Annotated in this window: 26 protein-coding genes; 18 read left to right on the forward strand and 8 right to left on the reverse strand. The window is 62.5% G+C overall.

What is annotated here, in order from left to right; genetic code table 11:
- Window positions 1-65 precede the first annotated feature (65 nt).
- Both H351_RS08295 and H351_RS08300 read left to right on the forward strand, forming a co-directional pair.
- Window positions 66-683: a TetR/AcrR family transcriptional regulator gene (locus tag H351_RS08295; RefSeq protein ID WP_029256198.1), complete on the forward strand. Its 618-nt coding sequence runs from the start codon at window positions 66-68 to the stop codon at window positions 681-683.
- Window positions 684-985: 302 nt separating this feature from the next.
- Window positions 986-2137, forward strand: a complete 1152-nt coding sequence (locus H351_RS08300; RefSeq protein ID WP_007731382.1) for a magnesium and cobalt transport protein CorA — start codon at window positions 986-988, stop codon at window positions 2135-2137.
- An 87-nt stretch (window positions 2138-2224) separates the two neighbouring features.
- Here H351_RS08300 and lppU read toward each other — a convergent pair whose 3' ends face one another.
- Window positions 2225-2842: an LppU family putative lipoprotein gene (gene lppU, locus H351_RS08305; RefSeq protein ID WP_019745226.1), complete on the reverse strand. Its 618-nt coding sequence runs from the start codon at window positions 2840-2842 to the stop codon at window positions 2225-2227.
- Window positions 2843-2951: 109 nt separating this feature from the next.
- Between lppU and H351_RS08310 the strand changes: the two genes are divergently transcribed.
- The 13 genes from H351_RS08310 (at window position 2952) to H351_RS08370 (ending at window position 15745) form a co-directional block, all read left to right on the forward strand.
- On the forward strand, window positions 2952-3998 hold the full coding sequence (locus H351_RS08310) for an ATP-dependent DNA ligase (RefSeq protein WP_019745225.1): 1047 nt from the start codon (window positions 2952-2954) through the stop codon (window positions 3996-3998).
- On the forward strand, window positions 3998-5038 hold the full coding sequence (ligD, locus tag H351_RS08315) for a non-homologous end-joining DNA ligase (protein ID WP_003940248.1): 1041 nt from the start codon (window positions 3998-4000) through the stop codon (window positions 5036-5038). Before H351_RS08310 ends, ligD begins: the two co-directional genes overlap by 1 nt.
- Window positions 5039-5116: 78 nt before the next feature.
- Window positions 5117-5632 (forward strand): DUF6764 family protein, encoded by a 516-nt coding sequence (locus H351_RS08320; protein WP_020970725.1) that lies wholly within the window; start codon window positions 5117-5119, stop codon window positions 5630-5632.
- Window positions 5633-5741: 109 nt separating this feature from the next.
- The gene (locus H351_RS08325; protein WP_029256197.1) at window positions 5742-6953 is read left to right on the forward strand and encodes a serine hydrolase domain-containing protein; all 1212 of its coding nucleotides are present in this window, start codon (window positions 5742-5744) and stop codon (window positions 6951-6953) included.
- 15 nt (window positions 6954-6968) lie between these two features.
- Complete coding sequence (locus H351_RS08330; RefSeq protein WP_003939815.1) at window positions 6969-7187, forward strand: dodecin; 219 nt, start codon at window positions 6969-6971, stop codon at window positions 7185-7187.
- Between the two features lie 10 nt (window positions 7188-7197).
- Complete coding sequence (locus H351_RS08335; protein WP_029256196.1) at window positions 7198-8079, forward strand: hypothetical protein; 882 nt, start codon at window positions 7198-7200, stop codon at window positions 8077-8079.
- An 81-nt stretch (window positions 8080-8160) separates the two neighbouring features.
- The gene (locus H351_RS08340) at window positions 8161-9843 is read left to right on the forward strand and encodes an FAD-dependent oxidoreductase (RefSeq protein WP_029256195.1); all 1683 of its coding nucleotides are present in this window, start codon (window positions 8161-8163) and stop codon (window positions 9841-9843) included.
- A 216-nt stretch (window positions 9844-10059) separates the two neighbouring features.
- Window positions 10060-10983 (forward strand): L,D-transpeptidase, encoded by a 924-nt coding sequence (locus H351_RS08345; RefSeq protein ID WP_019745219.1) that lies wholly within the window; start codon window positions 10060-10062, stop codon window positions 10981-10983.
- 74 nt (window positions 10984-11057) lie between these two features.
- Complete coding sequence (locus tag H351_RS08350) at window positions 11058-12032, forward strand: carbohydrate ABC transporter permease (RefSeq protein ID WP_019745218.1); 975 nt, start codon at window positions 11058-11060, stop codon at window positions 12030-12032.
- On the forward strand, window positions 12029-12931 hold the full coding sequence (locus H351_RS08355) for a carbohydrate ABC transporter permease (protein WP_020970719.1): 903 nt from the start codon (window positions 12029-12031) through the stop codon (window positions 12929-12931). Before H351_RS08350 ends, H351_RS08355 begins: the two co-directional genes overlap by 4 nt.
- A 38-nt stretch (window positions 12932-12969) precedes the next feature.
- A complete protein-coding gene (locus H351_RS08360) occupies window positions 12970-14301 on the forward strand; it encodes an ABC transporter substrate-binding protein (protein WP_019745217.1) in 1332 nt (443 codons plus the stop codon).
- Between the two features lie 15 nt (window positions 14302-14316).
- Window positions 14317-15402 carry an ABC transporter ATP-binding protein gene (locus H351_RS08365; RefSeq protein WP_019745216.1) on the forward strand — a complete coding sequence of 362 codons (1086 nt, stop codon included), beginning with the start codon at window positions 14317-14319 and terminating at the stop codon, window positions 15400-15402.
- 16 nt (window positions 15403-15418) lie between these two features.
- Entirely contained in the window at window positions 15419-15745 is a 327-nt protein-coding gene (locus H351_RS08370) for a YnfA family protein (RefSeq protein WP_029256194.1), read from the forward strand.
- Window positions 15746-15813: 68 nt separating this feature from the next.
- Here H351_RS08370 and H351_RS08375 read toward each other — a convergent pair whose 3' ends face one another.
- Complete coding sequence (locus tag H351_RS08375) at window positions 15814-17772, reverse strand: M13 family metallopeptidase (RefSeq protein WP_029256193.1); 1959 nt, start codon at window positions 17770-17772, stop codon at window positions 15814-15816.
- Window positions 17773-17885: 113 nt separating this feature from the next.
- Between H351_RS08375 and H351_RS08380 the strand changes: the two genes are divergently transcribed.
- From H351_RS08380 to H351_RS08390, 3 genes are all read left to right on the forward strand, one after another.
- Window positions 17886-18335, forward strand: a complete 450-nt coding sequence (locus tag H351_RS08380) for a helix-turn-helix transcriptional regulator (protein ID WP_019745214.1) — start codon at window positions 17886-17888, stop codon at window positions 18333-18335.
- A gap of 5 nt (window positions 18336-18340) precedes the next feature.
- Window positions 18341-18751, forward strand: a complete 411-nt coding sequence (locus tag H351_RS08385) for a VOC family protein (protein WP_020909044.1) — start codon at window positions 18341-18343, stop codon at window positions 18749-18751.
- A 70-nt stretch (window positions 18752-18821) separates the two neighbouring features.
- Window positions 18822-21182 (forward strand): ATP-binding cassette domain-containing protein, encoded by a 2361-nt coding sequence (locus H351_RS08390; protein ID WP_019745212.1) that lies wholly within the window; start codon window positions 18822-18824, stop codon window positions 21180-21182.
- A 13-nt stretch (window positions 21183-21195) separates the two neighbouring features.
- Here the strand turns inward: H351_RS08390 and H351_RS08395 are convergent, their stop codons facing one another.
- The 6 genes from H351_RS08395 to H351_RS08420 all read right to left on the reverse strand — a co-directional run bounded on the left by H351_RS08395 (window position 21196) and on the right by H351_RS08420 (window position 26648).
- Entirely contained in the window at window positions 21196-22146 is a 951-nt protein-coding gene (locus H351_RS08395; protein WP_029256192.1) for an intradiol ring-cleavage dioxygenase, read from the reverse strand.
- Between the two features lie 66 nt (window positions 22147-22212).
- Entirely contained in the window at window positions 22213-23139 is a 927-nt protein-coding gene (locus H351_RS08400; protein WP_029256191.1) for a PaaI family thioesterase, read from the reverse strand.
- A 44-nt stretch (window positions 23140-23183) separates the two neighbouring features.
- On the reverse strand, window positions 23184-23966 hold the full coding sequence (locus tag H351_RS08405; protein WP_020970714.1) for a pirin family protein: 783 nt from the start codon (window positions 23964-23966) through the stop codon (window positions 23184-23186).
- Window positions 23967-24080: 114 nt separating this feature from the next.
- Window positions 24081-24827, reverse strand: a complete 747-nt coding sequence (locus H351_RS08410) for a pirin family protein (RefSeq protein ID WP_020970713.1) — start codon at window positions 24825-24827, stop codon at window positions 24081-24083.
- A 1-nt stretch (window position 24828) separates the two neighbouring features.
- Entirely contained in the window at window positions 24829-25794 is a 966-nt protein-coding gene (locus H351_RS08415; protein ID WP_020970712.1) for a pirin family protein, read from the reverse strand.
- 131 nt (window positions 25795-25925) lie between these two features.
- Window positions 25926-26648, reverse strand: a complete 723-nt coding sequence (locus H351_RS08420) for an IclR family transcriptional regulator (protein WP_029256190.1) — start codon at window positions 26646-26648, stop codon at window positions 25926-25928.
- Between the last annotated feature and the right edge of the window lie 80 nt (window positions 26649-26728).

Genomic DNA, 26728 nt, shown 5'->3' on the forward strand with positions numbered 1-26728 from the left:
TTACTATGCGATAGCGTGGAAACAGTCAAGGGCCGGCAGGCAGTGCGAATGGGAGTGGAAGTCGAATGAGTAGTGATCTTCAGGACGTGCGATCCGCGATCATCACCAGCGCCGCCGACGCCTTTGCCGAAGACGGTTACGCGGCCACGACCATGGATTTGCTGGCCGATCGAATCGGGGCCACCAAAGGTCTTGTCTACTACCACTTTCGTTCGAAGTTCGACATCTACCTGGCAATCTACGAGCGCGGGATGAGCCTGCTCCGCGCCGAGGTCGAGTCTCGGATCGACGGGGCAGACAGCGGCCTCGCGCGTCTCGAAGCGATGTCGCACGCCCACCTGGTCAATCTCATGACACATCTCGGGTACCACCACACGATCCACCAAGGTGTCCGGGGCCAGATGAACTCCGCGCTCAAGCCGAGGCAACAGCAAGTCCTCGTGGAACTGAATTCGCTGCGACTCGACTACGAGAATCTGTTCGTCGACGTGATGACCGAAGGTGTCGCGGATGGTTCCATTCGTGCGAGCTCGCCGCGAATGGCGGCAAAAGTACTCCTCAGCAGTCTCAACGGCATCGACCTCTGGTACCGAAGGCGTGAAGGGCAGACTTTGGCGGAGACGGAGTCGTTGGCGGACCAGATCGTCGAACTCTTGATCGGCGGATTGCGCGCTGCGAACTGACTGAAAGCTGCATTCGTCGAGCGGGTTTCCTCCGACCGGTTCGTGCTGTCCTGCGGCTTGTCGTTCGGTTTGTCCCGCTCTGACAGTCGGGGTAGCATGTTGGCGTCGTGCGCGGACTTGCGTAGGAATTCAGGGAAGAGGAGGTGTGGCTGTAATGCGTGGCCAACCTCCGAGTACCAACTGAAGCTGTAGCCGCCCGGGTTGTTCCGGTATTTTGCTGCAGCTTCATCGTGTGTTCATCGGCTTCGGCTTTGCTGTGAAGCAAGCGTCGTCGTTCACTCTTCCCTCGAAAGCTGTTCAGCATGCGCGAATTTCGTCGTTCACGTTCGGTACTGCCACGTCGTTCCGCGGGTCTCGGTGACTCACATCCCGGGCACTCGCGTGCCGCACGCACCGTCGTCAAGGCTGCCCCGCCCGAGGCGGTGGCGCCCGTCGAATCGACCGTCGTCAACAGTGGCGTGTACCGCGACGGCGAGCGGATAGCGTCGCCGTCCACGCTGGCGGAAGCACTGTCATGCCTTCCGGATTCGCAGTCGATGGCGTGGATCGGCATGTACCGGCCCGACGACGCCCAGTTGTATGCCGCTGCACAACATTTCGACCTCCACGAACTGGCGGTCGAGGATGCGATTGTCGCACACCAGCGCCCCAAGCTCGAGCGCTACGGCAAGACACTGTTCGTGGTCCTGCGTGCTGCGCGGTACCGCGACGAGACCGAGCGGGTCGAATTCGGCGAGTTGCACATCTTCTGTGGTCCGAACTTCATTCTGACCGTCCGTCACAGTGAATCGCCGGATCTCTCGGCGGTGCGGACTCGCATGGAGAACGATCCTGACCTGTTGCGGTTGGGTACCGAGGCCGTTCTCTACGCCATTCTCGACGCAGTCGTCGACGGGTACGCCCCGGTGGTGGCCGGCCTGCAGAACGACATCGACGAGATCGAAACCGAAGTGTTCAGTGGCGATCCCGGAGTTTCGCGTCGCATCTACGAACTGACCCGTGAGGTGATCGAATTCCAGCGGGCGACGCGTCCGCTGCTGGGAATGCTGCGTGGGTTGTCGGCGGGGTTCGACAAGTACCACACGGACGAGGAACTCCAGCGTTACCTCCGCGACGTCACCGACCATGCGACGACTGTGGTGGAGCGGGCCGACGGCTTTCGTCAGTTGCTCGGAAACATCCTCACGGTGAACGCAACTCTGGTGTCGCAGAACCAGAACGAGGAGATGCGCAATCTGACGCAGGCGAGCTACGCGCAGAACGAGGAGATCAAGAAGGTCTCGGCGTGGGCGGCGATTCTCTTCGCGCCGACGCTTATCGGAACCGTGTACGGAATGAACTTCGACGACATGCCGGAACTGCACTGGCACTTGGGCTATCCGTTTGCGCTCTCGATGATGTTCTTGACGTGTGGAAGTCTCTACACGATCTTCAAACGTCGGGGCTGGTTGTAGAAAGCGACGGCTGTAGAAAGCGCTGTGCGCCTTGCTAACCGAGATCGGTTGACAAGGCGCACAGGTGTTTTCGGGAGGGCGCTCGAATCAGAGCGTTGCGACGCAGACCGTGAACTTACGTTCCGGGTGCTCGAATCCCGAGTCTGCCCCCGAACCGCATTCGTCGATCGAAGTGGAGTTCTGCAGGATTTCGACGACCTCGACTACATTGGTGCCGCTGGTATCCGAGCATTCGATGCGGGCGGGCTCATCCATTCCGCTGCCGAGGTCCATGCATCCGCCGACTACCCAGTCGACGTCGAGACAGACAGCGCCCTGCTCGTCACCCGCGAGGGTCTCGTAGTAGTACGAGTCGACATCGGAGGCACACTGATCAGAGGTGGGAACCTTGGCGACCACCTTGTAGTTGGAATCCTTGCTACCGCAGTCCGCGTTGTCGATTTCCGCGGCCGTCGTGGTACCGCCGAGCTTGACGCAATCACCGATCGACACGTCGATGTCGACGTCGCCGCCGTCGTCCGAGCCCTCCTGGCCGGTGATCTTCGAGGTGGTCGGGGCTGCGGAGGTAGTGGTCGAATCGGCAACCGAGGAAGATGATTCCGCAATGGCTTTCGGCTCGATGTCGGAACCGCAACCGACGGTGAAGGCGGCGATTGCAGAAGTTGCGATCACCGCAGTGCAAAGTCGCCGGACGATTCCGGACATAAGGACCCCTTTGTTGATTCTTGGATAATTCTGTTGGTTCGTAGATTGTTCGGGACCTATTCCAATACATCGGTAGTCGAATTGCCAACCGGACTGTCAGTATGGGTAGGTGGAGCTACCCCTGATGCCGCCGCTTGCCCCGATGCTCGCGAAGGCTGCGGCCACTGTGCCGCCTCAGCCCGAGTCCGGTGACCCGACGTGGTCGTACGAGCCGAAATGGGACGGATTTCGAGCAATCATCTTTCGTGACGGTGACGAAGTGGTGCTCGGATCGCGAGGAGGAAAGGACTTGGCGCGGTACTTTCCCGAGGCGGTGGAAGCCGTCAAGTCTGAATTGCCCGAAAAATGTGTGGTGGACGGAGAACTGGTGGTTCCCCGTGAGATCGACGGTGTGACGCGCCTGAGTTGGGAAGCGCTCTCCGAGCGGATTCACCCCGCCGCGAGCCGCGTCGCATTGTTGTCGGAACAGACGCCCGCGCAATTTGTCGGGTTCGATTTACTGGCGCTCGGGGATCGCGACGTCTCGATCGAGGACTTCGGTGTGCGACGTGCGTTGCTCCTCGATTGCGTCGGTGGCGGGCCGAGTTGCCACGTCACGGCAGCGACGGCCGACAGCGCCGAAGCAATGGCCTGGTTCGAAACCTTCGAAGGCGCGGGTCTCGACGGGGTTGTCGCCAAGAAGCTGGCGGGACCGTACCTGCCGAACAAACGCGAGATGATCAAGGTGAAACACGCCAGGACCGCGGATGTCGTACTGCTGGGCTACCGTCCGCACAAGAGCCAGCCGGGTATCGGGTCGATGCTTCTGGGTCTGTTCGACGGTTCCGAATTGAAGATGATCGGTGGCGCTTCGGCTTTCACCGCGGCGCGGAGGATCGAGTTGTTGGCCGAACTCGAACCTTTGCGCCTCGGGGACGACGTTGTGGCAGAGGGAGAGGCCAGCCGGTGGAGATCGGCCGCAGACCGCTCCTGGATTCCGCTTCGTCCTGAGCGGGTGCTGGAAGTGGCGTACGACCAGATGGAAGGGGAACGCTTTCGGCACGCCGCGCGGTTCCTGCGCTGGCGTCCGGACAGGGTGCCCGACGAATGCACTTTCGATCAGTTGGAGGTTCCGGTGCGATACGACTTCGCGGATGTTCTTGCAGGTGGTAAGTGATGGCGAGTCCCGCAGAGGAACTGGACGTCGACGGGATCGCGGTCCGGTTGTCGAGCCCGGACAAGATCTACTATCCGCAGTTGGGTGAGGACGGCGGAACCAAACGGCATCTTGTCGAGTACTACCGAACGGTGGCGCTGCAGGGTGCAGCGTTGCGGGCGCTCCAAGATCGGCCAACGCATCTTCAGCGATTCCCCGACGGCATCGAGGGCGAAGAGGTTTACCAGAAGCGGCTGCCGGCAAAGCGGCCCGAGCACGTCGAATCCTGCGAGGTCACGTTCCCGTCGGGTCGCAAGGCCGACGTCCTTCGAGTGCGTAGTGCTGCGAACATCGTGTGGGCTGCCAATCTCGGGACTGTCACGTTTCATCCCTGGGCCGTGCGTTGCCCGGACACCGACCACCCGGACGAACTCCGCATCGATCTCGATCCGCAACCGGGGACCGGGTTCGACGAGGCCGTTGCCATCGCGGACGAGGTCCTTCGCCCTCTGCTCGCCGAGTTGGGATTGGAAGGATTTCCCAAGACGTCCGGTGGCCGAGGCCTTCACGTCTACATCCCGCTCGAGGCGCGCTGGGATTTTGTCGAGGTCCGCCACGCGGGTATCGCCCTCGCCCGTGAAGTCGAACGGCGTAGTGCCGATCGCGCCACAACCGCGTGGTGGAAGGAAGAGCGGGGTGAACGGATCTTCATCGACTTCAACCAGAATGCCCGTGACCGGACGATCGCGGCGGCGTATTCGGCTCGTAAGACGCCGATCGCAACTGTGTCCACGCCGGTGACCTGGGACGAACTGCGGGACGTGCACCCAGACGACTGCACCATCGCCACGGTTCCCGGCTTGCTCGCCGATCGTGGTGATCCGATGGAAGCGATGCACGACAAGGCCTTTGCCCTCGACGTTCTGTTGGAGATGTGGGAGAAGGATCTGGCGGCGGGACTTGGCGATCTGCCGTACCCGCCGAACTATCCCAAAATGCCCGGTGAACCCAAACGAGTTCAACCGAGCAAGGACCGAGATAGGAAGAACAAAGACGGGTAGCGTCAGAGGCGGACATATCGGGTAATTCGATTAGACGTCGAATGTACGGTCACGTCGAATGCACTGTGGGGGTTGGATATGGATCGCCGGAAAATGCGAGCAGCAGGCTTAGCGGCGGGTGGCGTGATTCTTGCCGCCTTCGGATTGTCACTCGGTAGCGGAACAGCGTCGGCCGCGACGTTGGATTGTTCGGCGCGCGGCCAAGATCAGACGATCGTCGACGGGTCATCCGCATGCCGAGCGGTGGCAGATCCCTCCAGTTACGCGATTTCACACGTGGAGGGCGATGGCGTCGGCGTCGCCGATTCGCGAGACGGTGGCCGGTCGGCGGGCGTCGGACTCTTCGGCGGCGTTGCTGCAGCGGAGTCGCGCGGTGGGCTGCTTGCCGCCGTTGCGTACGGCCCGGGTTCGCTCGCACTCGGTCGCACAGACTCCTCACCCTTTGCCGTGGTGCTCAGCGGACCTGGCGGCAGAGCGGCGGTGGGTGACGCGGACGTCGGGGCGATCTGCTCGGGTGGTCCCACCCTTGTTTTCAACCTTGCCACAGGTCAGGGATGTGTCAGCGACGGCACTTCGACGTGGGTCACCCCGTGAGTGCACCCCGGTCCTGAGCCTCTTGCGTGACAGTGGTCACAATGGTGTCAAGCTCCTGCCACCGATCCGGTGACCGGACAACTTGAATCAGCGGGGATCGGAGGACGCGATGGCTCCAAATGCACGACGGGGTTCGCTCGCCCGGGTGGAGGTGCCTTCGCGCACCGAGCTGTATGTGGACCGGCGATTCCTTCCCTTGGCCGACCGCTTCTTCGCGATGTATCGCCAACCGCAACAAGGCGGCGGCGCGCTGGTCGTGTACCTGGGCGGCGAGAAAGTTCTCGACATCTGGGCCGGCAATGCCGACCGCGACAGGCGCTGGGACCACGACACGGTGTCGCTTTCCTTCTCGACCGGCAAGGGCGTGGCCAGCACCGTCGTTCATCGACTCGCCGAACGCGGGCTGATCGACTACGACTCTCCGGTTGCTCAGTACTGGCCCGAATTCTCAGGGGCCGGCAAGGACAAGATCACCGTCCGGGAACTGATGTCACATCGCGCGGGCCTTCACCGCGTTCGCGGCCTGATGCCGCATCCCCTCGACCTGATGGACTACGACGCGGTCGTTGCCGCCCTGGCTGCCGAGAAGCCGGATCCGCGTCGGCTTCGAGGCCCCGGCTATCACGCTGTGACCTACGGCTGGTTGGTAGCCGAACTTGTGGCCAGGGTGTCCGGTCAGCCGTTCATCGACGTCGTACAAGCGGAGATAGCGAAGCCCCTCGGCGTCGACGAATTCTGGTACCGCGTACCCGAAACCGAGCGTCCACGGATCGCGAAGCTGTTCCCACATATCAACCCTGCCGGCTTGAACTGGGCCTTCGCGTCGACCGTGCTCTCACACGTCGGTCCGACTCGCGGACTCGCGGAGGCCGCGATGCCGGACGGTTTCGACGTCATGGTGCGCAACCCGGCTGTCCACGACGCCGTCATGCCGGGCTGGAACGGAGTGTTCAGCGCGCGTGCTCTCGCGAAGATGTACGGCGCCATCGCGAACGGCGGCGTGATCGACGGGAAGCGGTTCCTGAAGGAATCGACCATCGACCAGATGTCGACCATCCAGACTCGCGATCGGGATTACGTGCTGGCGGTGCGGCCCAACTGGACTCTCGGTTACCACCCGCCGATCATTGCCGCGCGGCGGCAGCCGCGGAATGCGATAGGCCACTACGGAGTCGGCGGTTCAGGCGCGTATGCGGACCTGTCCAGCGGACTCTCGCTCGGTTTCACCACCAACAGGTTGGGTAGTGCTGTGACAGCTCTCGGTGATCTTCGCCTTGCGAGGCTCGGCGCCGAGGCGCAGGAGTTGGTTCGTCGAATCTGACACGAAGGGAATGCCATGAGCAGCAACGTGTACCGGGTGACCGAGATCGTCGGCTCGTCCACCGAGAGCAGTGACGCGGCAATTCGCACCGCCATCGCCCGGGCGAACGAGACGGTGCGCAACCTCGAATGGTTCGAGGTGGTGGAAACTCGCGGCCACATCGAGAACGGCGCCGTGGCGCATTTCCAGGTCACGTTGAAGGTCGGCTTCCGGCTCGACGGCGACGAATCCTGAACCGTTCTTCATGAGTGTTGATCTCACGGCGGCCGTCGGGTTCATGGCGGGACATGCCAGGACTCTCGATCGGCATCGGCTGAATTTGATTCTCGGACAGGGTGACCGGGCCGCGGCTTGTGCGGCCGTGGACGGTTATCGCAACCCGGACGGTGGGTACGGCTGGGGACTCGAACCGGATCTTCGCTCGGCAACCAGCCAACCTGGCGGAGCGCTGCATGCCTTCGAAGCCTTTGCCGACATCGGAACGCCGACGCACAGAGCGGTCGAACTGTGCGACTGGTTGCAGACCAATTCGCTGGCAGGCGGCGGTTTGCCCTTCGCCTTCCCGATTGCCGACCCAGCCGGTTGTGCGCCCTTCTGGGTGAGCGCGGATCCGTCGGCGCCGTCGTTGCAGATCACCAGCATCGTGTGTGCTGCAGCGGCTCGCGTTGCCGAATTCGACGAGGCCGTCGCCGAACATCCGTGGTTCGCCTCTGCCGTTCGATATTGCCTCGACGCGATCGACGGGGCGGATTCTCTGCATGCCCTCGAGCTCGCCTTTGCCTTGCAGTTTCTCGACGCGGTTCACCGGAACAGTCCCGAAGCGTCGTCGTTGGTGAGCACTCTTGGTTCGCGTATCCCGGCTGACGGCTTGGTTCACGTGGACGGGGGAGCCGAGGGCGAATTCATGCGGCCCCTCGATTTCTCACCGCTTCCTGGCGGTCCGACCCGCGCGTTGTTCGATGCAGCGGTGATCGACTCCGAACTGTCCGCGCTCGCTGCACGGCAAAACGACGACGGCGGTTGGGCGGTGGATTTCGACAGCTATTCGCCCGCCGCGGCGTTGGAATGGCGAGGTCACGCCACCGTGCAGGCGGTATGGCAGCTGAAGCGCAATGGGGTGATCTGAAAACGATTCTCGCGCCAAATTGGAACACGTTATAGTCTGGGAATCAGTTCGTGCTTCGTGTTTCAGGGATAGGGGAATGTCATGGCGTATGTGATCACGCAGCCGTGCTGCAACGACGCCTCGTGTGTTGACGTGTGTCCGGTCAATTGCATTCACCCGACACCGGACGAAGCTCCGTTCGCGACCACCGAAATGCTCTACATCGATCCCGACACCTGCATCGATTGTGGTGCGTGTGTGGACGAGTGCCCGGTCGAGGCGATCTTCCCGGACAACGAACTCGACGAGGACGACGCGCCGTACCTGCAGATGAACGCGTCGTACTTCGAGAAGCATCCGATGGGCCCGGATTGGCCCGAGCCGATCACGATGGCCAAGATCGATCCCGAACTGGGAACGCTGAAAGTGGCGATCATCGGCTCCGGCCCCGCAGCCTGCTATGCGGCGATGGAACTGACCGGCAAGCCTCGCGTCGAGGTCGACATGTTCGATCGGCTTCCCACTCCCTACGGATTGGTGCGCGCCGGCGTGGCGCCGGATCATCCCGGAACCAAAGGCGTCACCGACCAGTTCCGCGCCGTGGTCGCGAAAAAGACCGTGCGCTGCCACTTCAACGTCGAGGTGGGTACCCACATCTCGCATTCGGAACTCTTGGACCATCACCACGCAGTGATCTACGCGGTCGGCGCTGCCGGGGATCGCAAGCTCGAGATCGCGGGCGAGGAACTGCCGGGAAGTCATGCTGCCACCGAGTTCGTCGCCTGGTACAACGGGCACCCGGGATATGCCGATCGGACTTTCGATCTGTCCGGCGAGCGAGCGGTGATCGTCGGAAACGGCAACGTCGCACTCGACGTCGCACGCATCCTGGTGACCGACCCTGACCAGCTGGCGAAGACGGACCTCGCCGAGCACGCATTGGAAGCGCTGCGTAACAGCAAGATTCGTGAGGTCGTCATTCTCGGCCGTCGCGGGCCGGCGCAGGCCGCGTACACCAATCCCGAACTGTTGGCCCTCGGACAGATGGCGAACGTGGACGTAGTCGTCGACCCGATCGAAGCCGAACTCGACGAGGCCAGTCAGGCGTTCGTGGACAGCGATGCCGCGGAGCCGTCCGTGCTGCTCAAGGTCAAGCAGGCGCAGGAATTTGCTTCCCGTACCGCAGATCCTTCCCGCAAGCGGATCGTTCTCCGGTTCCTCACCTCGCCCGTCGAGATCCTCGGTGACGGTGCAGTCTCACAGGTGAGGATCGTGAAAAACGAGTTGGTGGCAACGCCGACTGGTCAACTCTCCGCCCGGCCTACCGAAACCGAGGAGACGATCGACACCTCCCTGGTGCTTCGGTCGGTCGGATACCGCGGCACACCGATGGCCGACTTGCCCTTCGACGACGCTCGCGGCGTGATCCCCAACGAGAACGGCCGCGTGATCGACACCGACACCGGCACGCCGATCCCGGGTGTCTACGTCGCGGGTTGGATCAAGCGCGGACCGACCGGCGTAATCGGCACCAACAAGTACTGCTCCGCCGAGACCGTGTCGATGATCTTCGACGACTTCGCTGGTGGGCGCCTCGCCACGCCGACCGAGGACGCTGACAAGTTGCAGGTTCTGCTGGCAGATCGGTCGCCGGATCAGGTGGACTACCAAGGTTGGCAGCGGATCGACAAGGCAGAACGAGCATCCGGTGCCGCTGCCGGTAGACCGCGAACCAAACTCATCTCCATCGAATCGATGTTGGCGGCTGCTCGCAGCGAGGGATAGCAACGTTTGGGCGAACATCCGAATTGCTCGATTGCCGCATTTGTGTGTTAATGACTATGGAAATGTGCGGTTTGCTCTCTTTGGCGTGCTCGGGCGTGTAGGTGTGCGCCCGGCGGGCGCGTCCGGATGGTGCATCGGCATCGGTACCAGGCGGGTATCGATGCCGGCCGCGCAAAATCCACGTGAGTACGTGGTCATTCGAGCGAAGGTAGTGACATGGGCAGCAAACAGGGTCGTCGGACGTCACGGGTTGCCGTGGCAATCGTCGGAGCGGTGGCTGCCGGCCTGGCTCTCGCCGGACCTTCCGCGGCCGTTCCTCTCTTCCCCGGTGGACCGGACATTCCGTTGCCCGTCATTCCCGGCGTTCCGTACCTCGATCCGGCGATTCCGGTTCCGGGCATCCCGGGTACACCGATTCAGGCTCCCATCGGCGCTCCCAACTTCTCCGCGCCGTCGCTCAACCCGTCCGCGGGTGAGACAGTCGGCATCGCGCAGCCGATCATCATTCGTTTCAACGAGGCAGTCGGCGACCGTGCCACGGCCGAGCGCGCGATTCGCGTGACCACCGATCCTCCGGTCGATGGCAGCTTCTACTGGATCAACGACAGCCAGGTCCGTTGGAAGCCGGCACAGTTCTGGCCGGCGAACATCTCCGTGACCGTCGACGCCGGTGATTCGCACTCCACGTTCAACATCGGTGACGCACTCGTCACCGTCGCGGACGACAACACCAAGCAGGTCACCGTCACCCGCAACGGTGAGGTCGTGCGCACCATGCCGACGTCGTTCGGCAAGCCGGGGCACGAAACACCGAACGGCACGTACATCGTCGGCGAGCAGCTGCGCGACATGTACATGGATTCGTCCACGTACGGCGTTCCGATCGATTCTCCCGAGGGTTACCGCACCTACGTCGAGTACGCGACACGAATTTCCTACAGTGGCATCTTCGTCCATGCCGCTCCGTGGTCGGTAGCGCAACAAGGTTTCACCAACGTCAGCCACGGCTGCCTCAATGTCAGCACCGAGGACGCCAAGTGGTTCTTCGAGAACGCAGGCAAGGGTGACCCGGTGATCGTGCAGAACACCGCAGGTGGAGTCCTCAGCGGCGCCGACGGATTGGGTGACTGGAACCGCTAGACATCGACGAGGAAGGCCCTGCGCGAGAAGTATTCGCGCAGGGCCTTTTTCGTGTCGCGTTCAGCTCGAGTGTCTTGTACGTTCACCATTCATTCGTTGCGAGCGGTCAGACTGCCTCAGTGAGATCGAGTCCGGAAAGAACGCTGCCCACATCAGGCAAGCCAGGTCTGTGGGGCAGACCATGGCGTGATTACGCGCTCTTTGCGCTCTTGGTAGGTCCCAATCTCGCGTTGCTGATCTTGTTCACCTATCGCCCGCTGGTGGACAACATCCGACTTTCGTTCTTCGACTGGAACATTGCGGACCCGAAGGCGACGTTCATCGGGCTGAGCAACTACCGCGAGTGGTTCGGACGAAGCGACACCTGGCAGATTGTCACCAACACAGTGGTATTCACATTGGTCACAGTGGTGGGTTCGATGGTCATCGGTCTGGCGTTGGCCATGCTGCTCGATCGCAAGCTCGTCGGGCGAAACCTGGTCCGGTCGGCGATCTTCGCGCCGTTCGTGATCTCCGGTGCAGCGATCGGTGTCGCGTTTCAGTTCGTCTTCGACCCCAACTTCGGTCTGATCCAGGATCTCCTGCACCGCGTCGGACTCCAATCGCCCGACTTCTATCAGGACCCCCACTGGGCGCTGTTCATGGTGACGGTGACATACATGTGGAAGAACCTCGGCTACACGTTTGTCATCTACCTCGCTGCGTTGCAAGGAGTTCGGCAAGAATTGAACGAAGCAGCCGAAATCGACGGCGCCAAGCCGTGGACCAAGTTCCGCCGGGTTCTCCTACCTCAGTTGCGCCCGACGACGTTCTTCCTCTCCATCACCGTCATGCTCAACTCGCTCCAGGTCTTCGACATCATCAACGTCATGACCCGTGGTGGCCCGCTGGGTACAGGGACGACGACGATGGTCTACCAGGTGTACAACGAGACATTCCGAAACTTCCGGGCGGGCTACGGCGCGACGGTTGCCACCATCATGTTCTTGATCCTGCTGATCATCACCGTCTACCAGGTTCGTGCCATGGATCGGGGAGAAGAGAAATGACAGCGGTAGAGGAAAAGAAAAGCGCTGCTCCGACTTCCGTCGTCCGGCCCGGGCCGGAACGCAAGAACGTGGACCGGCGTGAGGTCGGTGTGAAGATCCTCGGCTACGCGGCAATGGTGATCGCCTTGGTCATCATCGTCCTGCCGCTCTACTGGATCGTGATGACCTCGTTCAAGGAGCGTCCGGAGATCTACACGCAGCCTGCAACGTGGTGGCCGTCGTCGCTGCATCCCGAAAACTATTCCGAAGCAACGACATCGGTTCCGTTCTGGATGTTTCTGCGGAACTCGATAGTGATCACGACGATACTGTCCGCGGCGAAGTTCGTTCTGGGGACTCTCAGCGCCTATGGGCTGGTGTTCCTGCGCTTCCCGGGGAAGAACTTCGTCTTTCTCGGAATCATCGCCGCATTGATGGTTCCGAACCAGATCACCGTGATCTCGAACTACGCGCTCGTGGCAGAGTGGGGCTGGCGTAACACGTTCCAGGGCATCATAGTTCCGCTCGCGGGTGTAGCCTTCGGTACGTTCCTCATGCGCAACCATTTTCTCTCGATCCCTTCGGAGATCGTCGAGGCAGCGCGGATGGACGGCGCCGGCCACTGGCGGCTTCTCTGGCGCGTGGTGCTCCCCGTTTCCGGGCCCACGATGGTGGCGTTCGGCATCATCACGGTGGTCAACGAATGGAACGAGTACCTGTGGCCGTTCCTCATGTCCGACGATTCCTCGGTGGCGCCGCTGCCGATCGGATTGACGCAACTGCAGAACAACGACGGACTCACCAACTGGGGTCCCGTCATGGCAGGAACGGTACTGACGATGCTACCGATCCTGGTGATTTTCCTTCTGCTGCAACGACACATGATCAAAGGCCTCACCTCCGGTGCGGTCAAGGGCTGACAGCTTTTCCCGTCACATTTCTTTCTCGAGGAGCAGTAATGGCAAACATGAACAGGCGCGGATTTCTGAGCCTCGGCGGTGCAATCGCCGCCGGCGCAGCACTGACCGCATGCGCGGGATCCGGTGGTTCCAGCGCTGATGCTGCGGGAACATCCGGTGCGTCGGGTGAGTCCAACACCATCACCTTCTGGTCGAACCACCCGGGTAAGTCCACCGACGTGGAGAAGGAATTGATCAACCGCTTCCAGACCAAGTACCCGGACCTGAAGGTCAACTTGGTGGACGGCGGCAAGAACTACGAAGAGGTGGCGCAGAAGTTCAACGCTGCTCTCTCCGGCGGAGATGTTCCCGATGTGGTTGTGCTGTCGGATGTCTGGTGGTTCAACTACGCACTTGCCGGGGCAATCGAGCCGCTCGACGGACTCTTCTCCGAGGTGGGCGTCGACTCGGCCGACTACGTCGACTCGTTGCTCGCCGACTACCTGTTCCAGGGCAAGCACTACGCACTTCCCTATGCGCGGTCGACGCCGTTGTTCTACTACAACAAGGCGGTCTGGTCGCAGGCCGGACTTCCCGACCGTGGGCCTGCAACGTGGCAGGAGTTCGACGAGTGGGGACCTGAGCTGCAGAAGGTCGTGGGCAACGGCAAGTTGGCACACGGGTGGGGCAACGCGAAGGATTACCTCGGCTGGACCTACGAAGGCCCCATCTGGACCTTCGGCGGATCGTACTCCGACCAGTGGAATCTGCAGCTCGACAACGAGAAGACCATTGCCGCAGGGCAGTTCCTCTCCAGCATGATTCACGACAAGAAGTACGCCGCGGTCTCCACTGACATCGCAAACGAATTCGGTACGGGCATCCTGGCGTCGACCATCGCGTCGACGGGCGATCTGTCCGGCATCAAGAAGACTGCGAACTTCGACTTCGGCACCGCGTTCCTTCCTGCGGTGGACGGAACTCCCGGTTGCCCCACCGGCGGCGCCGGGCTCGCCATCCCGTCCAAGATCTCCGATCAGCGTAAGAAGAACGCGCTCAAGTTCATCGACTTCATCACCAATGGTGAGAACACGGCGTACTTCTCGCAGAACGTCGGCTACATGCCGGTCCGCAAGTCGGCAACGTCGGAGCCGAGCATGAAGGCATTCCTCGACGCGAATCCGAACTCCCGTACCGCTGTGGATCAGCTTTCGCGTACGCGCTCGCAGGACTACGCACGCGTGTTCGTCCCGGGTGGCGATCAGATCATCGGCACCGGACTCGAGCAGATCGCTCTCCAGAAAGCCGACGTCGCATCGACATTCGCCGGCGTTGCCACCCAGTTGCAGCAGATCATCGACCGGCAGATCACCCCAAAGCTGCCGAAGTAGTAGGAGAGAACACTTATGGCCAACGTGCAATTCGCGGGAGTCACGCACCGCTACGAAGGAACCGATCGACCGGCAGTCGACCGTCTCGACCTCGACATCGCCGACGGTGAGTTCCTGGTACTCGTAGGGCCTTCCGGTTGCGGTAAGTCCACCAGCCTGCGAATGCTCGCCGGTCTCGAATCCGCGTCGGACGGCCGGATCGAGATCGGCGGCACGGACGTCACGCATCTCGCGCCGCGAGCACGTGACGTCGCCATGGTGTTTCAGAGTTACGCGCTGTACCCGAACATGACCGTCGAGCAGAACATGGGTTTTGCGCTCCAGAACGCGGGAGTGGGAAAGTCCGAACGGCGCGAGCGGGTACTCGAGGCCGCGCGGATGCTCGAACTCGAACCGCTGCTCGGACGTAAACCGGCCAAGCTGTCGGGCGGGCAACGTCAGCGAGTTGCCATGGGTAGAGCCATCGTTCGCCATCCCAAGGTGTTCTGCATGGACGAACCGCTCAGTAATCTGGACGCCAAACTGCGCGTCAGTACGCGGTCACAGATCGCTGCCTTACAGCGTCGTCTCGGCACCACGACGGTCTACGTCACCCACGATCAGGTCGAGGCGATGACGATGGGGGACCGGGTGGCGGTGATGCTGGACGGTCGTTTGCAGCAGGTGGCGAAGCCGCGGGAACTTTACGACAACCCCGTCAACACCTTTGTGGCCGCCTTCATCGGATCGCCCGGCATGAACCTGATCGAAGCGCCGGTCGAGGGTACCGTCGCAGTGCTCGGTGACCTGCGGATTCCGCTGCCCACCGGGGCGTCCGAGCGGGAGCGGGTCGTCGTGGGAGTGCGTCCCGAGTCGTGGGATCTGGTGGGAGCGTGGCGAAAGGGCTCGCTGGCCGTGGATGCCGACCTGCTTGAAGAGCTGGGCGCCGAATCGTTCGTCTATGCAAAGGGTGCCCCGGATTCGCAGTGGCAGAGCCGATCCGGCCGAATTGTCATTCGCGTCGATCGGAAGATGTCGGTGGCACCGGGGGAGTCGCTTCATCTGCTGCCCAAGGCCGGCGAGGTTTACTTCTTTTCCGCGGAGACCGGGGTACGTCTGTAGCGATACTGTGTGCGGCATGACCGTCGCACGTTCGCTCTTGCTGTTCGTACTCGCCGCGCTGCTCGAGATCGGGGGCGCGTGGTTGGTGTGGCAGGGAATTCGAGAGCACAAGGGCTGGATCTGGGTAGGGCTCGGCGTCATCTCGCTCGGTCTCTACGGTCTTGTCGCGACCATGCAACCCGATGCGAACTTCGGGCGCATCCTCGCCGCGTACGGCGGGATTTTCGTAGCGGGTTCACTGCTGTGGGCGGTGGTGATGGACGGATTCCGCCCGGATCGTTTCGACATCGTCGGTGCGCTGATCTGTCTGGTCGGCGTCGGGGTGATCATGTACGCCCGGTAGGGCCTTCGGCCCCGTGCGCGCTCAGGGAGTCCAGGGGGTCCTTAAGCGCGCACAGGGGCTTGTCCTTGCTACCAGATCTTCACACGCTTCTCCGGCTCCAAATACAGTGCGTCACCGGGCTTGACGTCGAACTCCTCGTGGAACGTGTCGAGGTTGCGGACGACGCCGTTGCACCGGAACTCCGGCGGCGAGTGCGGGTCGACGGCCAGACGGCGAAGCGCTTCGGCCTCACGGGCCTTCGTGCGCCATACCTGCGCCCACCCGAAGAACACGCGCTGCAGACCGGTGAGTCCGTCGATGACCGGAGGTTCGGTACCTTCGGTCGCGATCTTGTACGCCGCGATCGCGATCGACAGCCCGCCGAGATCGCCGATGTTCTCGCCGATCGTGAATTCACCGTTGACGTGGTGGCCCGGCAGTTCCTTGGGCTCGAACTCGTTGTACTGCTCGATGAGAGCCTTTGTGCGCTTGCCGAATTCGCTACGATCCTCGTCGGTCCACCAGTCGACCATGTTGCCGTCGCCGTCGTACTTGGCGCCCTGATCGTCGAAGCCGTGCCCGATCTCGTGGCCGATGACGGCACCGATGCCGCCGTAGTTGGCGGCGTCGTCGGCTGCGGCGTCGAAGAACGGCGGCTGGAGAATGGCTGCGGGGAACACGATTTCGTTCATGCCCGGGTTGTAGTACGCGTTGACGGTCTGCGGCGTCATGAACCACTCGTCACGGTCCACGGGGCCACCCAGCTTGGCCAGGTCACGGTCGTACTCGGCGGCGTATCCACGACGGTAGTTGCCCACCAGGTCGGTAGCCGAGATATCGAGACCGGCGTAGTCGCGCCACTTGTCGGGGTAACCGATCTTCGGGGTGAACTTCTCGAGCTTGGCCAACGCGGCCTCACGAGTCTGCGGGCTCATCCACTCGAGGTCGGAGATGTTGCGGCGGTACGCCTCCTGTAGGTTGGCGACCAGTTCCAGCATGCGGGTCTTCGCCTCAGCGGGGAAGTGACGGTCGACGTAGAGCTTGCCGACGGCCTCGCCGAGCAGATCTTGCACCAGGCTGACTCCGCGCTTCCAGCGCTCACGGTTCTCTTCGGTACCCGAGAGCGTGGTTCCGTAGAAAGCGAAGGTCTCGTCGACCAGCGCCGAATGCAGGTAGGGGGAGCGAGCGTGCAGCACCTTCCACGCTGCCCATGCCTTCCAGTCGTCGAGTGACTCCGACGCCCAGAGTGCGGTGAAGGTGTGCAGGAAATCGGGCTGACGAACCACGATCTCGGCGAACTTCTCCGAATCGGCGCCGAGACCGGACAACCATGCCGCCCAGTCCAAACCGGGGTTCTGCTCGGTCAGTTCCTCGAAGCCCACGAGGTTGTAACTCAGATCTGCGTCACGACGCTTGACGACGTCCCAATGCCCGGCCGCGATCTTCTTCTCGAGGTCGAACACACGCTGTGCGTCGTAGCCGACGCCGGCGAGGGTGAACATCTTGTCGATGTGCGCGACGTACTTCTCGCGGATCTCCGCGTAGTTGTCCTCGCGGTAGTACGACTCGTCGGGCAGGCTGATTCCCGACTGGCTGAAGTGGATCAGGTACCGCTCCGAATTCTTGGCATCGGTGTCGACGTAATGCGAGATGGCACCGCCGACGCCGACGCGCTGGTGGCGTCCGATCACGGTGGCCAACGACGACCGGTCCGGCGCATCGGCGACGGCGTCGAGCTCGTCGTCGATGGGGCTGAGGCCCGCGGCCTCCACGGCGTCGGCGTCCATGAAGCTCGAGTACAGGTCGCCGATGCGCTGTGCATCGGTACCGGCGGCAGAGTTGGACTCCGCGGCTTCGGTGATGATGGTCTGTACGTCTTCTTCGGCCTTGTCGTAGAGCGTCCGGAAGGCCCCGTCGACTGCGCGGTCTGCCGGAATCTCGTATTCGGCGAGCCATTTTCCGTTGACGTGGACGAACAGATCGTCCTGCGCCCGTGTGTCGCCGTCGAGGTGGGTGAGGTCGATGCCTGAGCGATGAGCCGTGGTCATTTCTCCATCCTTACACGATCATGACGAACTGCTCGGTGTGTGCGTGATCGCTCCACACCCCAGTTCATCTCTTGTGCTGGGCAACGTCGGTACCGCATGGCACGATCGAATACGTGACCAGCAGACCTGCCGCAGATCCGCACCTGCAGGACCTCGCGCGACTACGACGCGTGCGTGACCGTATCGACCGGGAGTACGCGCGGCCTCTGGACGTGGAGGCGCTCGCGCGGGGAGTGAACATGTCTGCGGGGCATCTCAGTCGCCAATTCCGTCAGGCGTACGGCGAACCGCCGTACGCATACCTGATGACCAGGCGAATCGAGCGCGCAATGGCGTTACTGCGCCGCGGGGACCTCAGTGTCACGGACGTCTGCTTCGAAGTCGGCTGCAGCTCTCTCGGCACTTTCAGCAGTAAGTTCACCGAATTGGTAGGGGTCCCGCCCAGCGTCTATCGGCGCGAGGCCGAGCAGTCGACGGCCGGAATGCCGTCCTGCGTGTCCAAACAAGTCACCAGACCGATCAGGAATCGAGAAGCGCAGAACCCACAACCGCAATTAACGTGATCGCCATGGACATCACCATTCACTCGAGTTTCCTTCCGCAGGACGACCCTGACGCCGCCCTGAACTTCTACCGCGACACCCTCGGCTTCGAGGTGCGCAACGACGTCGGCTACGACGGGATGCGTTGGATCACGGTGGGGCCGCCCGGCCAGCCCGGCACCTCCATCGTGTTGCATCCGCCGGCCGTCGATCCCGGAATCACCGACGACGAGCGCCGCACCATCATCGAGATGATGGCCAAGGGCACGTACGGCGGACTTCTTCTGGCCACCAAAGATCTGGACGATACGTTCGAGCGGCTTCAGGCCGGCGACATCGACGTCGTCCAGGAACCGACCGAGCAGCCGTACGGCGTTCGCGATTGCGCCGTCCGCGACCCAGCGGGAAACCTGATCCGTATTCAAGAACTGCGCTGAGACCGTCAACTGCGCTGAGACCGTCAACTGCGCTGAGACCGTCGGCGATCGACTGACAGATGGAGACACGATGACTGCCCTGCACACTGCAGACAGCCACGATTTGATCCGCGTGCAAGGCGCGCGGGTGAACAATCTCGAAGACATCAGCGTCGAGATCCCGAAGCGGAGGCTGACGGTATTCACCGGCGTCTCCGGTTCGGGAAAGAGCTCGCTGGTGTTCAGTACGATCGCCGCGGAATCGCAGCGGATGATCAACGAGACCTACAGCGCTTTCGTTCAAGGATTCATGCCGACGCTCGCGCGGCCGGACGTCGATGTTCTCGACGGCCTGACCACCGCGATCATCGTCGATCAACAGCGGATGGGCGTCGACCCGCGCTCGACAGTCGGAACCGCCACCGACGCCAACGCGATGCTCCGCATCTTGTTCAGCCGTCTCGGAAAGCCTCACATCGGTTCACCTCAGGCGTTTTCGTTCAACGTGGCGTCGATCTCCGGAGCAGGCGCGGTCACGATGGAACGCGGCGGACGTCAGACGAAAGAGCGTCGTAGCTTCAAGATCACCGGCGGCATGTGTCCGCGATGTGAGGGACGAGGGGCGGTCAACGATTTCGATCTGACCGCGTTGTACGACGACACCAAGTCGCTCAACGAGAGTGCGATCACGGTCCCCGGCTACAGCATGGAGGGTTGGTACGGCCGGATCTACCGCGGCTGCGGTTTCTTCGATCCCGACAAGCCGATCAAGAAGTACACCAAGAAGGAACTGAACGATCTGCTCTACAAAGAGCCGACCAAGATCAAGGTCGAAGGCATCAACCTGACGTACACGGGTCTGATTCCGCAGATTCAGAAGTCGTTCCTCGCCAAGGACGTCGACGCGATGCAGCCCCACATCCGGGCATTCGTCGAGCGGGCGATCACGTTCACCACCTGCCCTGAATGTGACGGGACGCGACTGAGCGAGGGCGCGCGGTCGTCGAAGATCAAGGGCGTCAACATCGCCGACGCCTGCTCGATGCAGATCAGCGATCTCGCGGAATGGGTCAGCGGTCTGAAGGAACCATCGGTCGCGCCTTTGCTCACGACGCTCGGCGAAACGCTCGACTCCTTCGTGGAGATCGGACTCGGCTACCTCAGCCTCGACCGTCCGTCGGGAACGCTGTCCGGTGGTGAAGCTCAGCGCACCAAGATGATTCGGCACCTGGGTTCCTCGCTCACCGACATCACGTATGTATTCGACGAGCCCACTACCGGCCTGCATCCGCACGACATCGCGAGGATGAACGATCTTCTGCTGCGCCTGCGGGACAAGGGCAACACCGTGCTCGTTGTCGAGCACAAGCCGGAGACGATCGTGATCGCCGATCACATCGTCGACCTCGGGCCAGGCGCGGGTAGCGCCGGTGGAAACGTCTGCTTCGAGGGCACAGTCGATGGCTTGCGAGCCAGCGATACGGTCACCGGGCGTCACTTCGACGACCGGGCCGCCCTCAAGGAGACCGTGCGGGAGTCCACCGGAGCAATCGAGATTCGTGGAGCGAACTCACACAACCTCCAAGATGTAGATGTCGACGTACCGCTCGGTGTACTGGTCGTGGTGACTGGTGTGGCCGGATCGGGTAAGAGTTCGCTGATCCACGGCTCGCTCGCGAAACGCGAGGACGTGGTGTCGGTCGATCAGAGTGCGATCCGCGGCTCGCGTCGGAGCAACCCGGCAACGTATACCGGGCTGCTCGACCCGATCCGCAAGGCATTCGCGAAGGCCAACGGCGTGAAGCCGGCGCTCTTCAGTGCCAACTCCGAAGGTGCCTGCCCGACGTGCAACGGCAACGGCGTCATCTACAGCGACCTGGCGATGATGGCCGGCGTTGCCACTCTCTGCGAGGAGTGCGAAGGCAAGCGCTTCCAGGCGGAAGTTCTCGAATACAAATTCGGTGGCAAGGACATCAACGAGGTTCTCACGATGTCGGTGGCCGAGGCCGAGGAGTTCTTCGGCGACGGTGAGGCCAAGACGCTCGCTGCGCACAAGATCCTCGTACGACTGGTCGACGTTGGGCTCGGGTACCTCACGATCGGCCAGCCGCTGACGACGCTGTCCGGCGGTGAACGACAGCGAATCAAGCTGGCTACGCACCTCGGCGAGAAGGGTGGCGTGTACGTCCTCGACGAGCCGACCACCGGACTGCACCTGGCCGACGTCGAGCAGTTGCTCGGCCTGCTCGATCGACTCGTCGATTCCGGTAAGTCCGTCATCGTCATCGAGCACCACCAGGCCGTGATGGCGCACGCCGACTGGATCATCGACCTCGGCCCTGGAGCCGGTCACGACGGCGGTCGGATCGTCTTCGAAGGCACTCCCGAGGAGCTCGTCGCCGACGGCTCCACCCTCACCGGAAAGCACCTCGCGGCATACGTCGGCGGCTGACCTGGCTCCTACCTCAGGCGTCGATACCCAGGTTGATGACGGCGAGGTAGGAACCGTCCGACTGCTTCTCGACGGTCATGAGGCCGGTGTCGTCGTAGATACCGTCACTGGCGTTGTTCGTGTTGTTCTCACGACCGGTGTGCTCGCTGTACGGGGACTGCAAGTACACCTCGTCGAGAAGGGTCTCGTCGAAGAAGGTCTGCGACGTGAGGACCGTCTTCTTGTCGATGTGAACCTTGACGTGGATGTGGGTGGTGCGGCCCATGTACCAGCCGGGGAAGATCGTTGTGAACTGTGCGATGCCGTTTGCATCGGTGGTCTGGGCACCGCGCAGGTAGGTGCCGTCGTCGGTGGTGGTGGCTTCGGTGTCGCCGACGCTGTACGAACCGTCGGAGGTCTCTCCGGAACCGCCCATACCGCCGCCCATTCCTCCGGGTGCACCTGACGGAGGTTCACCCATCCCGCCGGCCGGGGGAGTTCCGCCGCCACCGCCGCCGCCGTTGGCGCTCAGCGAACCGGATTCGAAGCCGGAGTACACGCCGCCGGCGTCGCAGTGCCAGATCTCGACGACGGCGTTACTGACCGCGCCGATGCTGCCGTCGACGTTGCACTGGCTGTTGTCCTGCACGCGCATTGCCACCTGCAGTGTGGTGCCCGGACGGTCTTCGCGGATGTCGCCGCGAATGGAGTCGACGTCGAACCAGTAGGGGCCCTGTGTCTCTTCCTTGCTCATGACGCACTGCGGTGCTTTGGCCAGAAGTGCGGTGACGGCATCGCCGGACGTGGCCGCTGCGGAAGCGCCGGAAGTGGTTGTCGTCGATGCAGCCGCGGCCGAAGTCGTCGTGGCGGTGCCACTGTTACCGGAACAGGCTGCGATGAGCCCGCCGAGACTGATGGTTCCGCCGAGAGCGAGGGCCCGTCGACGGCTCACGCGTAGCCTGCTCGCTTCGATGTCTTTGTTCACGCCGCTGTACCTCCATTGTGTGGGCTGTTGTCTCAATGGTGGACGGGCGACCTGGTGCGGAACTGGTTATCCGCTGTGAACTTGCTGGGAGAGCATCTGGATGCTCGAGGTGGCCCGTACGTAGACCTGCCCGCCGGCGTCGACGATGCGAGTTTCGATCAGCGCGAGCCTGCGCCCGGCGCGAATCACGGAGGCTTCGGCGCGCAAGACCGGCCCACCGATGTCGGGTGATCGCAGGAAGTCGATCTTGTGGTCGAGGACGCGATAGTCCTGATCGGCGCTGGTCAGGGTCTGTGCTGCCAGTCCCGTAATGGCGTCGACTGCCGAGATGAGGACACCACCCTGCACGGCGCCCAGCGGGTTGGCCATCCAGGCCACGGGTGAGAACTCACCGACGACGGAACCTGGCGTCACGTCGACGACAGCAAGATCGAGTAGCCCGGCGAGCGGTCCGCGTTCGAGTTTGCCGCCTCGGATACCTTCGACGACGTCGGACCCCGACAACCCACTCAGGTTGCTCGTTTTCTCCGGCGTCGGGACCGGTAGCGGCGCACCGTCCACGTAGTCGTCGATTCCGACGACGGGTGGACGCGAGACCACCATTGCGCGGCCGGCCATGACGGCCAGGAGGGTGCCGTTCTCGTCGCGAAGTTGACCGGACGCGAGCCCGACGCCGTCGTCGAGATGCACGAGCGTGCCGGTGGCGCCGACGTCTGCGAGAGCGGGAATGTCGGCGCCCGCGCTGACCGTGACCTGCGCGAGCACGGATTGATGGCCCGAGGTCAGCCCCGAGTACACCGCGCCGCCCATGGCACCGTCGATCATGACGCCGATGGAACCGAGCACCGTCTTGCCACGGTGATCGTGGAAGCGCGGGCCGACTGCCTGCGCGAAGGCCAAGTCGCCCGGCACGACCGATACGGCGCGCACACCCATCAAGGTGTTGAGGGGGTCAAGTTGCGTGACGGGTGCGGCGGAGTTGTCGATGCTCATCCGTCGAGTATCTCCAGCGCACCCAGTCCTGCCGAGACCGGGTCTCAACCACCGATACGTGAATGCATCTCCCAGACGAGGACTTCCGCCCCGGCGTCGGAGGTCAGTTGCTGCCCACCCGAATCGCTCAACCGGACGGCATCACCCTCGTACAGTGTGCCGACGCCCTCCATCTCGGCAGTGCCCTGCGCAACGAAGACGTGCAGGAACGGTGCGCTGGGAAGATTCACGGAGGTGCCGGGCAGAATCCGCGCGACGTGCATGGCGGCGTTCTTGTTGTTGATGCGAATCGCCGAATGATCCTTGTAGCGCTCCATTCCGGAGGCCACCGGGATCAGACCGCCGCGCAGCAGTTCGTCGTCGATCTCGAGTTGTTCATAGCCGGGAGTCAGTCCACCTTCGTCGGGTACCACCCACATCTGGATGAAATGCACGGGGTCGGAATGCTGTTCGCCGCCAATACGCCACGAATCGTTCTTCTCACTGTGCATGATTCCGGTGCCGGCGCTCATGCGCTGGGCGAGGCCTGGATAGATGACGCCGGTGTGGCCGATGGAATCCTGGTGCACGAGCGAACCGCGAAGCACCCAGGTCACGATTTCCATGTCCTTGTGCGGATGGGTATCGAAACCGGTTCCCGCCAGTACGGTGTCGTCGTTGTTGACGAGCAGCAATCCGTGATGAGTGTTGTCCGGATCGTAATGCTGTCCGAACGAGAACGAATGTTTCGAATCCAGCCAGGAGACGCGGGATTTCAAGCGATCACCGGAGCGGTGCACATCGATGTGCGGTGTCGTCCGTGGGGCCTGTGCTCGACCAGATGCCATGGCTCCTCCTTCTGTGCCACCGGGATCCATCACTACCGGATCCACCACTACCGGCATCCACCCTACGACGAACCTGCTGTGTAGTCCGAACATTGGGCGTACTCGGTGGTGTCGTCAGTTCGTCGACGCGTGCATCTCCCACACGAGTATCTCCGCATCGTCGATTCCCTCGACTCGTTGACCGCCAGTGTCCTTGAGTCGCAACGAATCTCCTGGTCCCAGCAATCCGACTCCCTCGACGTCGACAGTGCCGCTGGCGATGAACCCGTGCACGTACGGCGCATCCGGAAGAGATACCGACCCGCCGGTCTCGAGGCGAGCAACATGTAGTGCCGCATGTTTGTTGTGCAGGCCGATGGCGCTGTGACCGCGATGCGCAGGCATCCCCGATGCCAGGGTGATCAGGCCACCGCCGTCGAGTTCGGAGTTGATGTCGAGTTCCTGATAGCTCGGGGTCACTCCGGATTCGTCCGGCGGTATCCACATCTGAACGACGTGAACGGGTTCGGTGACGCGTGAGCCGTCGGCCCGGAAGCGATCGTTGCGCTCGGAGTGCAGGATTCCGGTACCGGCGCTCATTCTCTGCGCGAGTCCGCGATGGATGACGCCGGAGTGCCCAGCGGAATCCTGGTGAACCAGAGATCCGCTGAGCACCCACGTCACGATCTCGGTATCGCGGTGCTGATGAGTGTCGAAACCGGAGCCGGCTTCGATGATGTCGTCGTTGTTCACCAACAGAAGTCCGTGCGCGTACGCGGCGTGATCGAAGTTTCCGGCGAAGGGGAAACTGTGACGCGCGGTGAGCCAGCCGTAGTTGAGGTGCGCACGTTCGGCTGCTCGTTGGACGACCACCGACGACATGTCAGCTCAGCTTTTCGTGTGCTGCCGGGATGGATCCGAGGCGTCCGGCCTGGAAGTCCTCGAAGGCCTGCATGACCTCGGACTTGGTGTTCATGACGAACGGCCCGGCCATCGCGATGGGCTCACGAATCGGTTTGCCACCGAGGATGAATACCTCGAGGGATTCGGTCCGCGAATCCTGGCGATCGGAAGCGGCGACGGTGATGGAGTCACCGCGTCCGAAGACAGCCGTCTGCCCTACTCGAATGGGTCGACGCTCGGCTCCGACCGTTCCTTCGCCGGCGAGCACGTAGACGATGGCGTTGAACTCGGGGTTCCAGGGCAGAGTCAGGCTCGCACCCGGGGCAATAGTGGTGTGGGAGAGCGCGATGGGTGTGTACGTCGATCCGGGTCCGGCGTGGCCGGCGATGTCTCCGGCGATGACGCGCACCAAGGCTCCGCCGTCCGGCGAGGAAAGCAGGGCCACCTTGTTGCCCGTGATGTCCTGGTACCGCGGAGATGCCATCTTGTTGTCGCGAGGCAGGTTGACCCACAGTTGGACGCCGTGGAACAGGCCGCCGCTGAGGACGAGGTGCTCCGGCGGAGTTTCGATGTGAAGGATGCCGCCACCCGCGGTCATCCACTGGGTGTCGCCGCCGCCGATTACACCGCCGCCACCGTTGGAGTCCTGGTGCTCCATGATGCCGTCGATCATGTAGGTGACGGTTTCGAAGCCGCGGTGCGGGTGCCACGGAGTGCCCTTGGGCTCTCCGGGTGCGTAGTTGACTTCGCCCATCTGGTCCATGTGGATGAACGGGTCGAGGGCGGAGAGGTCGATGCCGGCGAACGCGCGGTGGACGGGAAAGCCTTCACCTTCGTATCCGACCGGTGCGGTGGTGATGCTCTTGACGGGGCGGTCGACTGCTGACTCTGCCGGCTCGTCGAGGCGGGGCAGGGCCAAGATGTTCTCGACTGTCACAGCAGGCATGTCGTACTCCTTGTATCCGTGAAGCTGATGTCAGGTAGTTGATTGTTCAACTATCTCATTCGGAGTCAACAAAGTCGAGCCCCGGGTATTCCCGGGGCTCGACTGGTGTTCGGATCAGCCTGTTGTCTGGATCAGCGCAACATGCTGCCGAGGGTTTTTGCCGCTGCCATGACCTCGGCGCCCAGGGCTGCTTGATCCTCGGAGTCGAACACGGAGATTCCGAGGCTGGAGATGGCGTCGCGGCGTCTGCCGGGGATGACTGCCGAGATTCCCAGGACGGACGGGATGACCTCCCCGACGGTCACTGCGTAACCCCGTGCGCGGGCCGCCGTCACTTCCTCTCGTTCCCCGCTCACCGGTGGGAGTGAGGCAAGAATGGAAAGCCCGGCGGAGCCGCGGTCGATCGGATCAACCTGCCCTGGATGAAACGCGACGTGAACCTTGGCGCTGCGCGGTTCGACCACCATCAGTGCGCGCACTTCGGTGTCGCTCTCGCGGACCACCAGGTGTGCTGTCGCCTCGGTGGCCTCGGCAAGTTCTTGAAGTATCGGGCGGGCCAGGGTTCGTAAATCCTGTTCCACCGGTTCGGCGAGGGTGACCAGTCCGGCGCCGAGAGTGACGCGCTTGAAGGAGTCTTTGCGGCACAGGTGATGAGCCTCGAGCGTGCGGATCAACCGATGTGCGACAGTCCGGTGGACTCCCACTCCGTCGGCAATGTCCGTGACTGACAAACCGTGCGGATAGGACGTCAGGAGTTCCAAGATCTCGAGTCCGTGGTGCAGCGTTTTCGACATGCTCGAGTCCACTTGAACTGCGCTTTTGCGCGGTCGGTGTTCCTCGCTCAGCTCTGACATCAAATCCCTTTCTTGACGTTTGTGAGGTATGCCACCTACGCTTTGAACATATCGCACAGTGTGTGCGATTATCGCACACT

The sequence above is a fragment of the Rhodococcus erythropolis R138 genome (assembly GCF_000696675.2).
GTDB classification, from domain to species: Bacteria; Actinomycetota; Actinomycetes; order Mycobacteriales; family Mycobacteriaceae; genus Rhodococcus_F; species Rhodococcus_F erythropolis.

Coding starts and splice junctions, on each gene's coding strand:
- H351_RS08295 (WP_029256198.1), top strand. CDS start 66: ATGAGTAGTGATCTTCAGGACGTGCGATCCGCGATCATCACCAGCGCC.
- H351_RS08300 (WP_007731382.1), top strand. CDS start 986: ATGCGCGAATTTCGTCGTTCACGTTCGGTACTGCCACGTCGTTCCGCG.
- lppU (WP_019745226.1), bottom strand. CDS start 2,842: ATGTCCGGAATCGTCCGGCGACTTTGCACTGCGGTGATCGCAACTTCT.
- ligD (WP_003940248.1), top strand. CDS start 3,998: ATGGCGAGTCCCGCAGAGGAACTGGACGTCGACGGGATCGCGGTCCGG.
- H351_RS08320 (WP_020970725.1), top strand. CDS start 5,117: ATGGATCGCCGGAAAATGCGAGCAGCAGGCTTAGCGGCGGGTGGCGTG.
- H351_RS08325 (WP_029256197.1), top strand. CDS start 5,742: ATGGCTCCAAATGCACGACGGGGTTCGCTCGCCCGGGTGGAGGTGCCT.
- H351_RS08330 (WP_003939815.1), top strand. CDS start 6,969: ATGAGCAGCAACGTGTACCGGGTGACCGAGATCGTCGGCTCGTCCACC.
- H351_RS08335 (WP_029256196.1), top strand. CDS start 7,198: ATGAGTGTTGATCTCACGGCGGCCGTCGGGTTCATGGCGGGACATGCC.
- H351_RS08340 (WP_029256195.1), top strand. CDS start 8,161: ATGGCGTATGTGATCACGCAGCCGTGCTGCAACGACGCCTCGTGTGTT.
- H351_RS08345 (WP_019745219.1), top strand. CDS start 10,060: ATGGGCAGCAAACAGGGTCGTCGGACGTCACGGGTTGCCGTGGCAATC.
- H351_RS08355 (WP_020970719.1), top strand. CDS start 12,029: ATGACAGCGGTAGAGGAAAAGAAAAGCGCTGCTCCGACTTCCGTCGTC.
- H351_RS08360 (WP_019745217.1), top strand. CDS start 12,970: ATGGCAAACATGAACAGGCGCGGATTTCTGAGCCTCGGCGGTGCAATC.
- H351_RS08365 (WP_019745216.1), top strand. CDS start 14,317: ATGGCCAACGTGCAATTCGCGGGAGTCACGCACCGCTACGAAGGAACC.
- H351_RS08370 (WP_029256194.1), top strand. CDS start 15,419: ATGACCGTCGCACGTTCGCTCTTGCTGTTCGTACTCGCCGCGCTGCTC.
- H351_RS08375 (WP_029256193.1), bottom strand. CDS start 17,772: ATGACCACGGCTCATCGCTCAGGCATCGACCTCACCCACCTCGACGGC.
- H351_RS08385 (WP_020909044.1), top strand. CDS start 18,341: ATGGACATCACCATTCACTCGAGTTTCCTTCCGCAGGACGACCCTGAC.
- H351_RS08390 (WP_019745212.1), top strand. CDS start 18,822: ATGACTGCCCTGCACACTGCAGACAGCCACGATTTGATCCGCGTGCAA.
- H351_RS08400 (WP_029256191.1), bottom strand. CDS start 23,139: ATGAGCATCGACAACTCCGCCGCACCCGTCACGCAACTTGACCCCCTC.
- H351_RS08405 (WP_020970714.1), bottom strand. CDS start 23,966: ATGGCATCTGGTCGAGCACAGGCCCCACGGACGACACCGCACATCGAT.
- H351_RS08410 (WP_020970713.1), bottom strand. CDS start 24,827: ATGTCGTCGGTGGTCGTCCAACGAGCAGCCGAACGTGCGCACCTCAAC.
- H351_RS08415 (WP_020970712.1), bottom strand. CDS start 25,794: ATGCCTGCTGTGACAGTCGAGAACATCTTGGCCCTGCCCCGCCTCGAC.
- H351_RS08420 (WP_029256190.1), bottom strand. CDS start 26,648: ATGTCAGAGCTGAGCGAGGAACACCGACCGCGCAAAAGCGCAGTTCAA.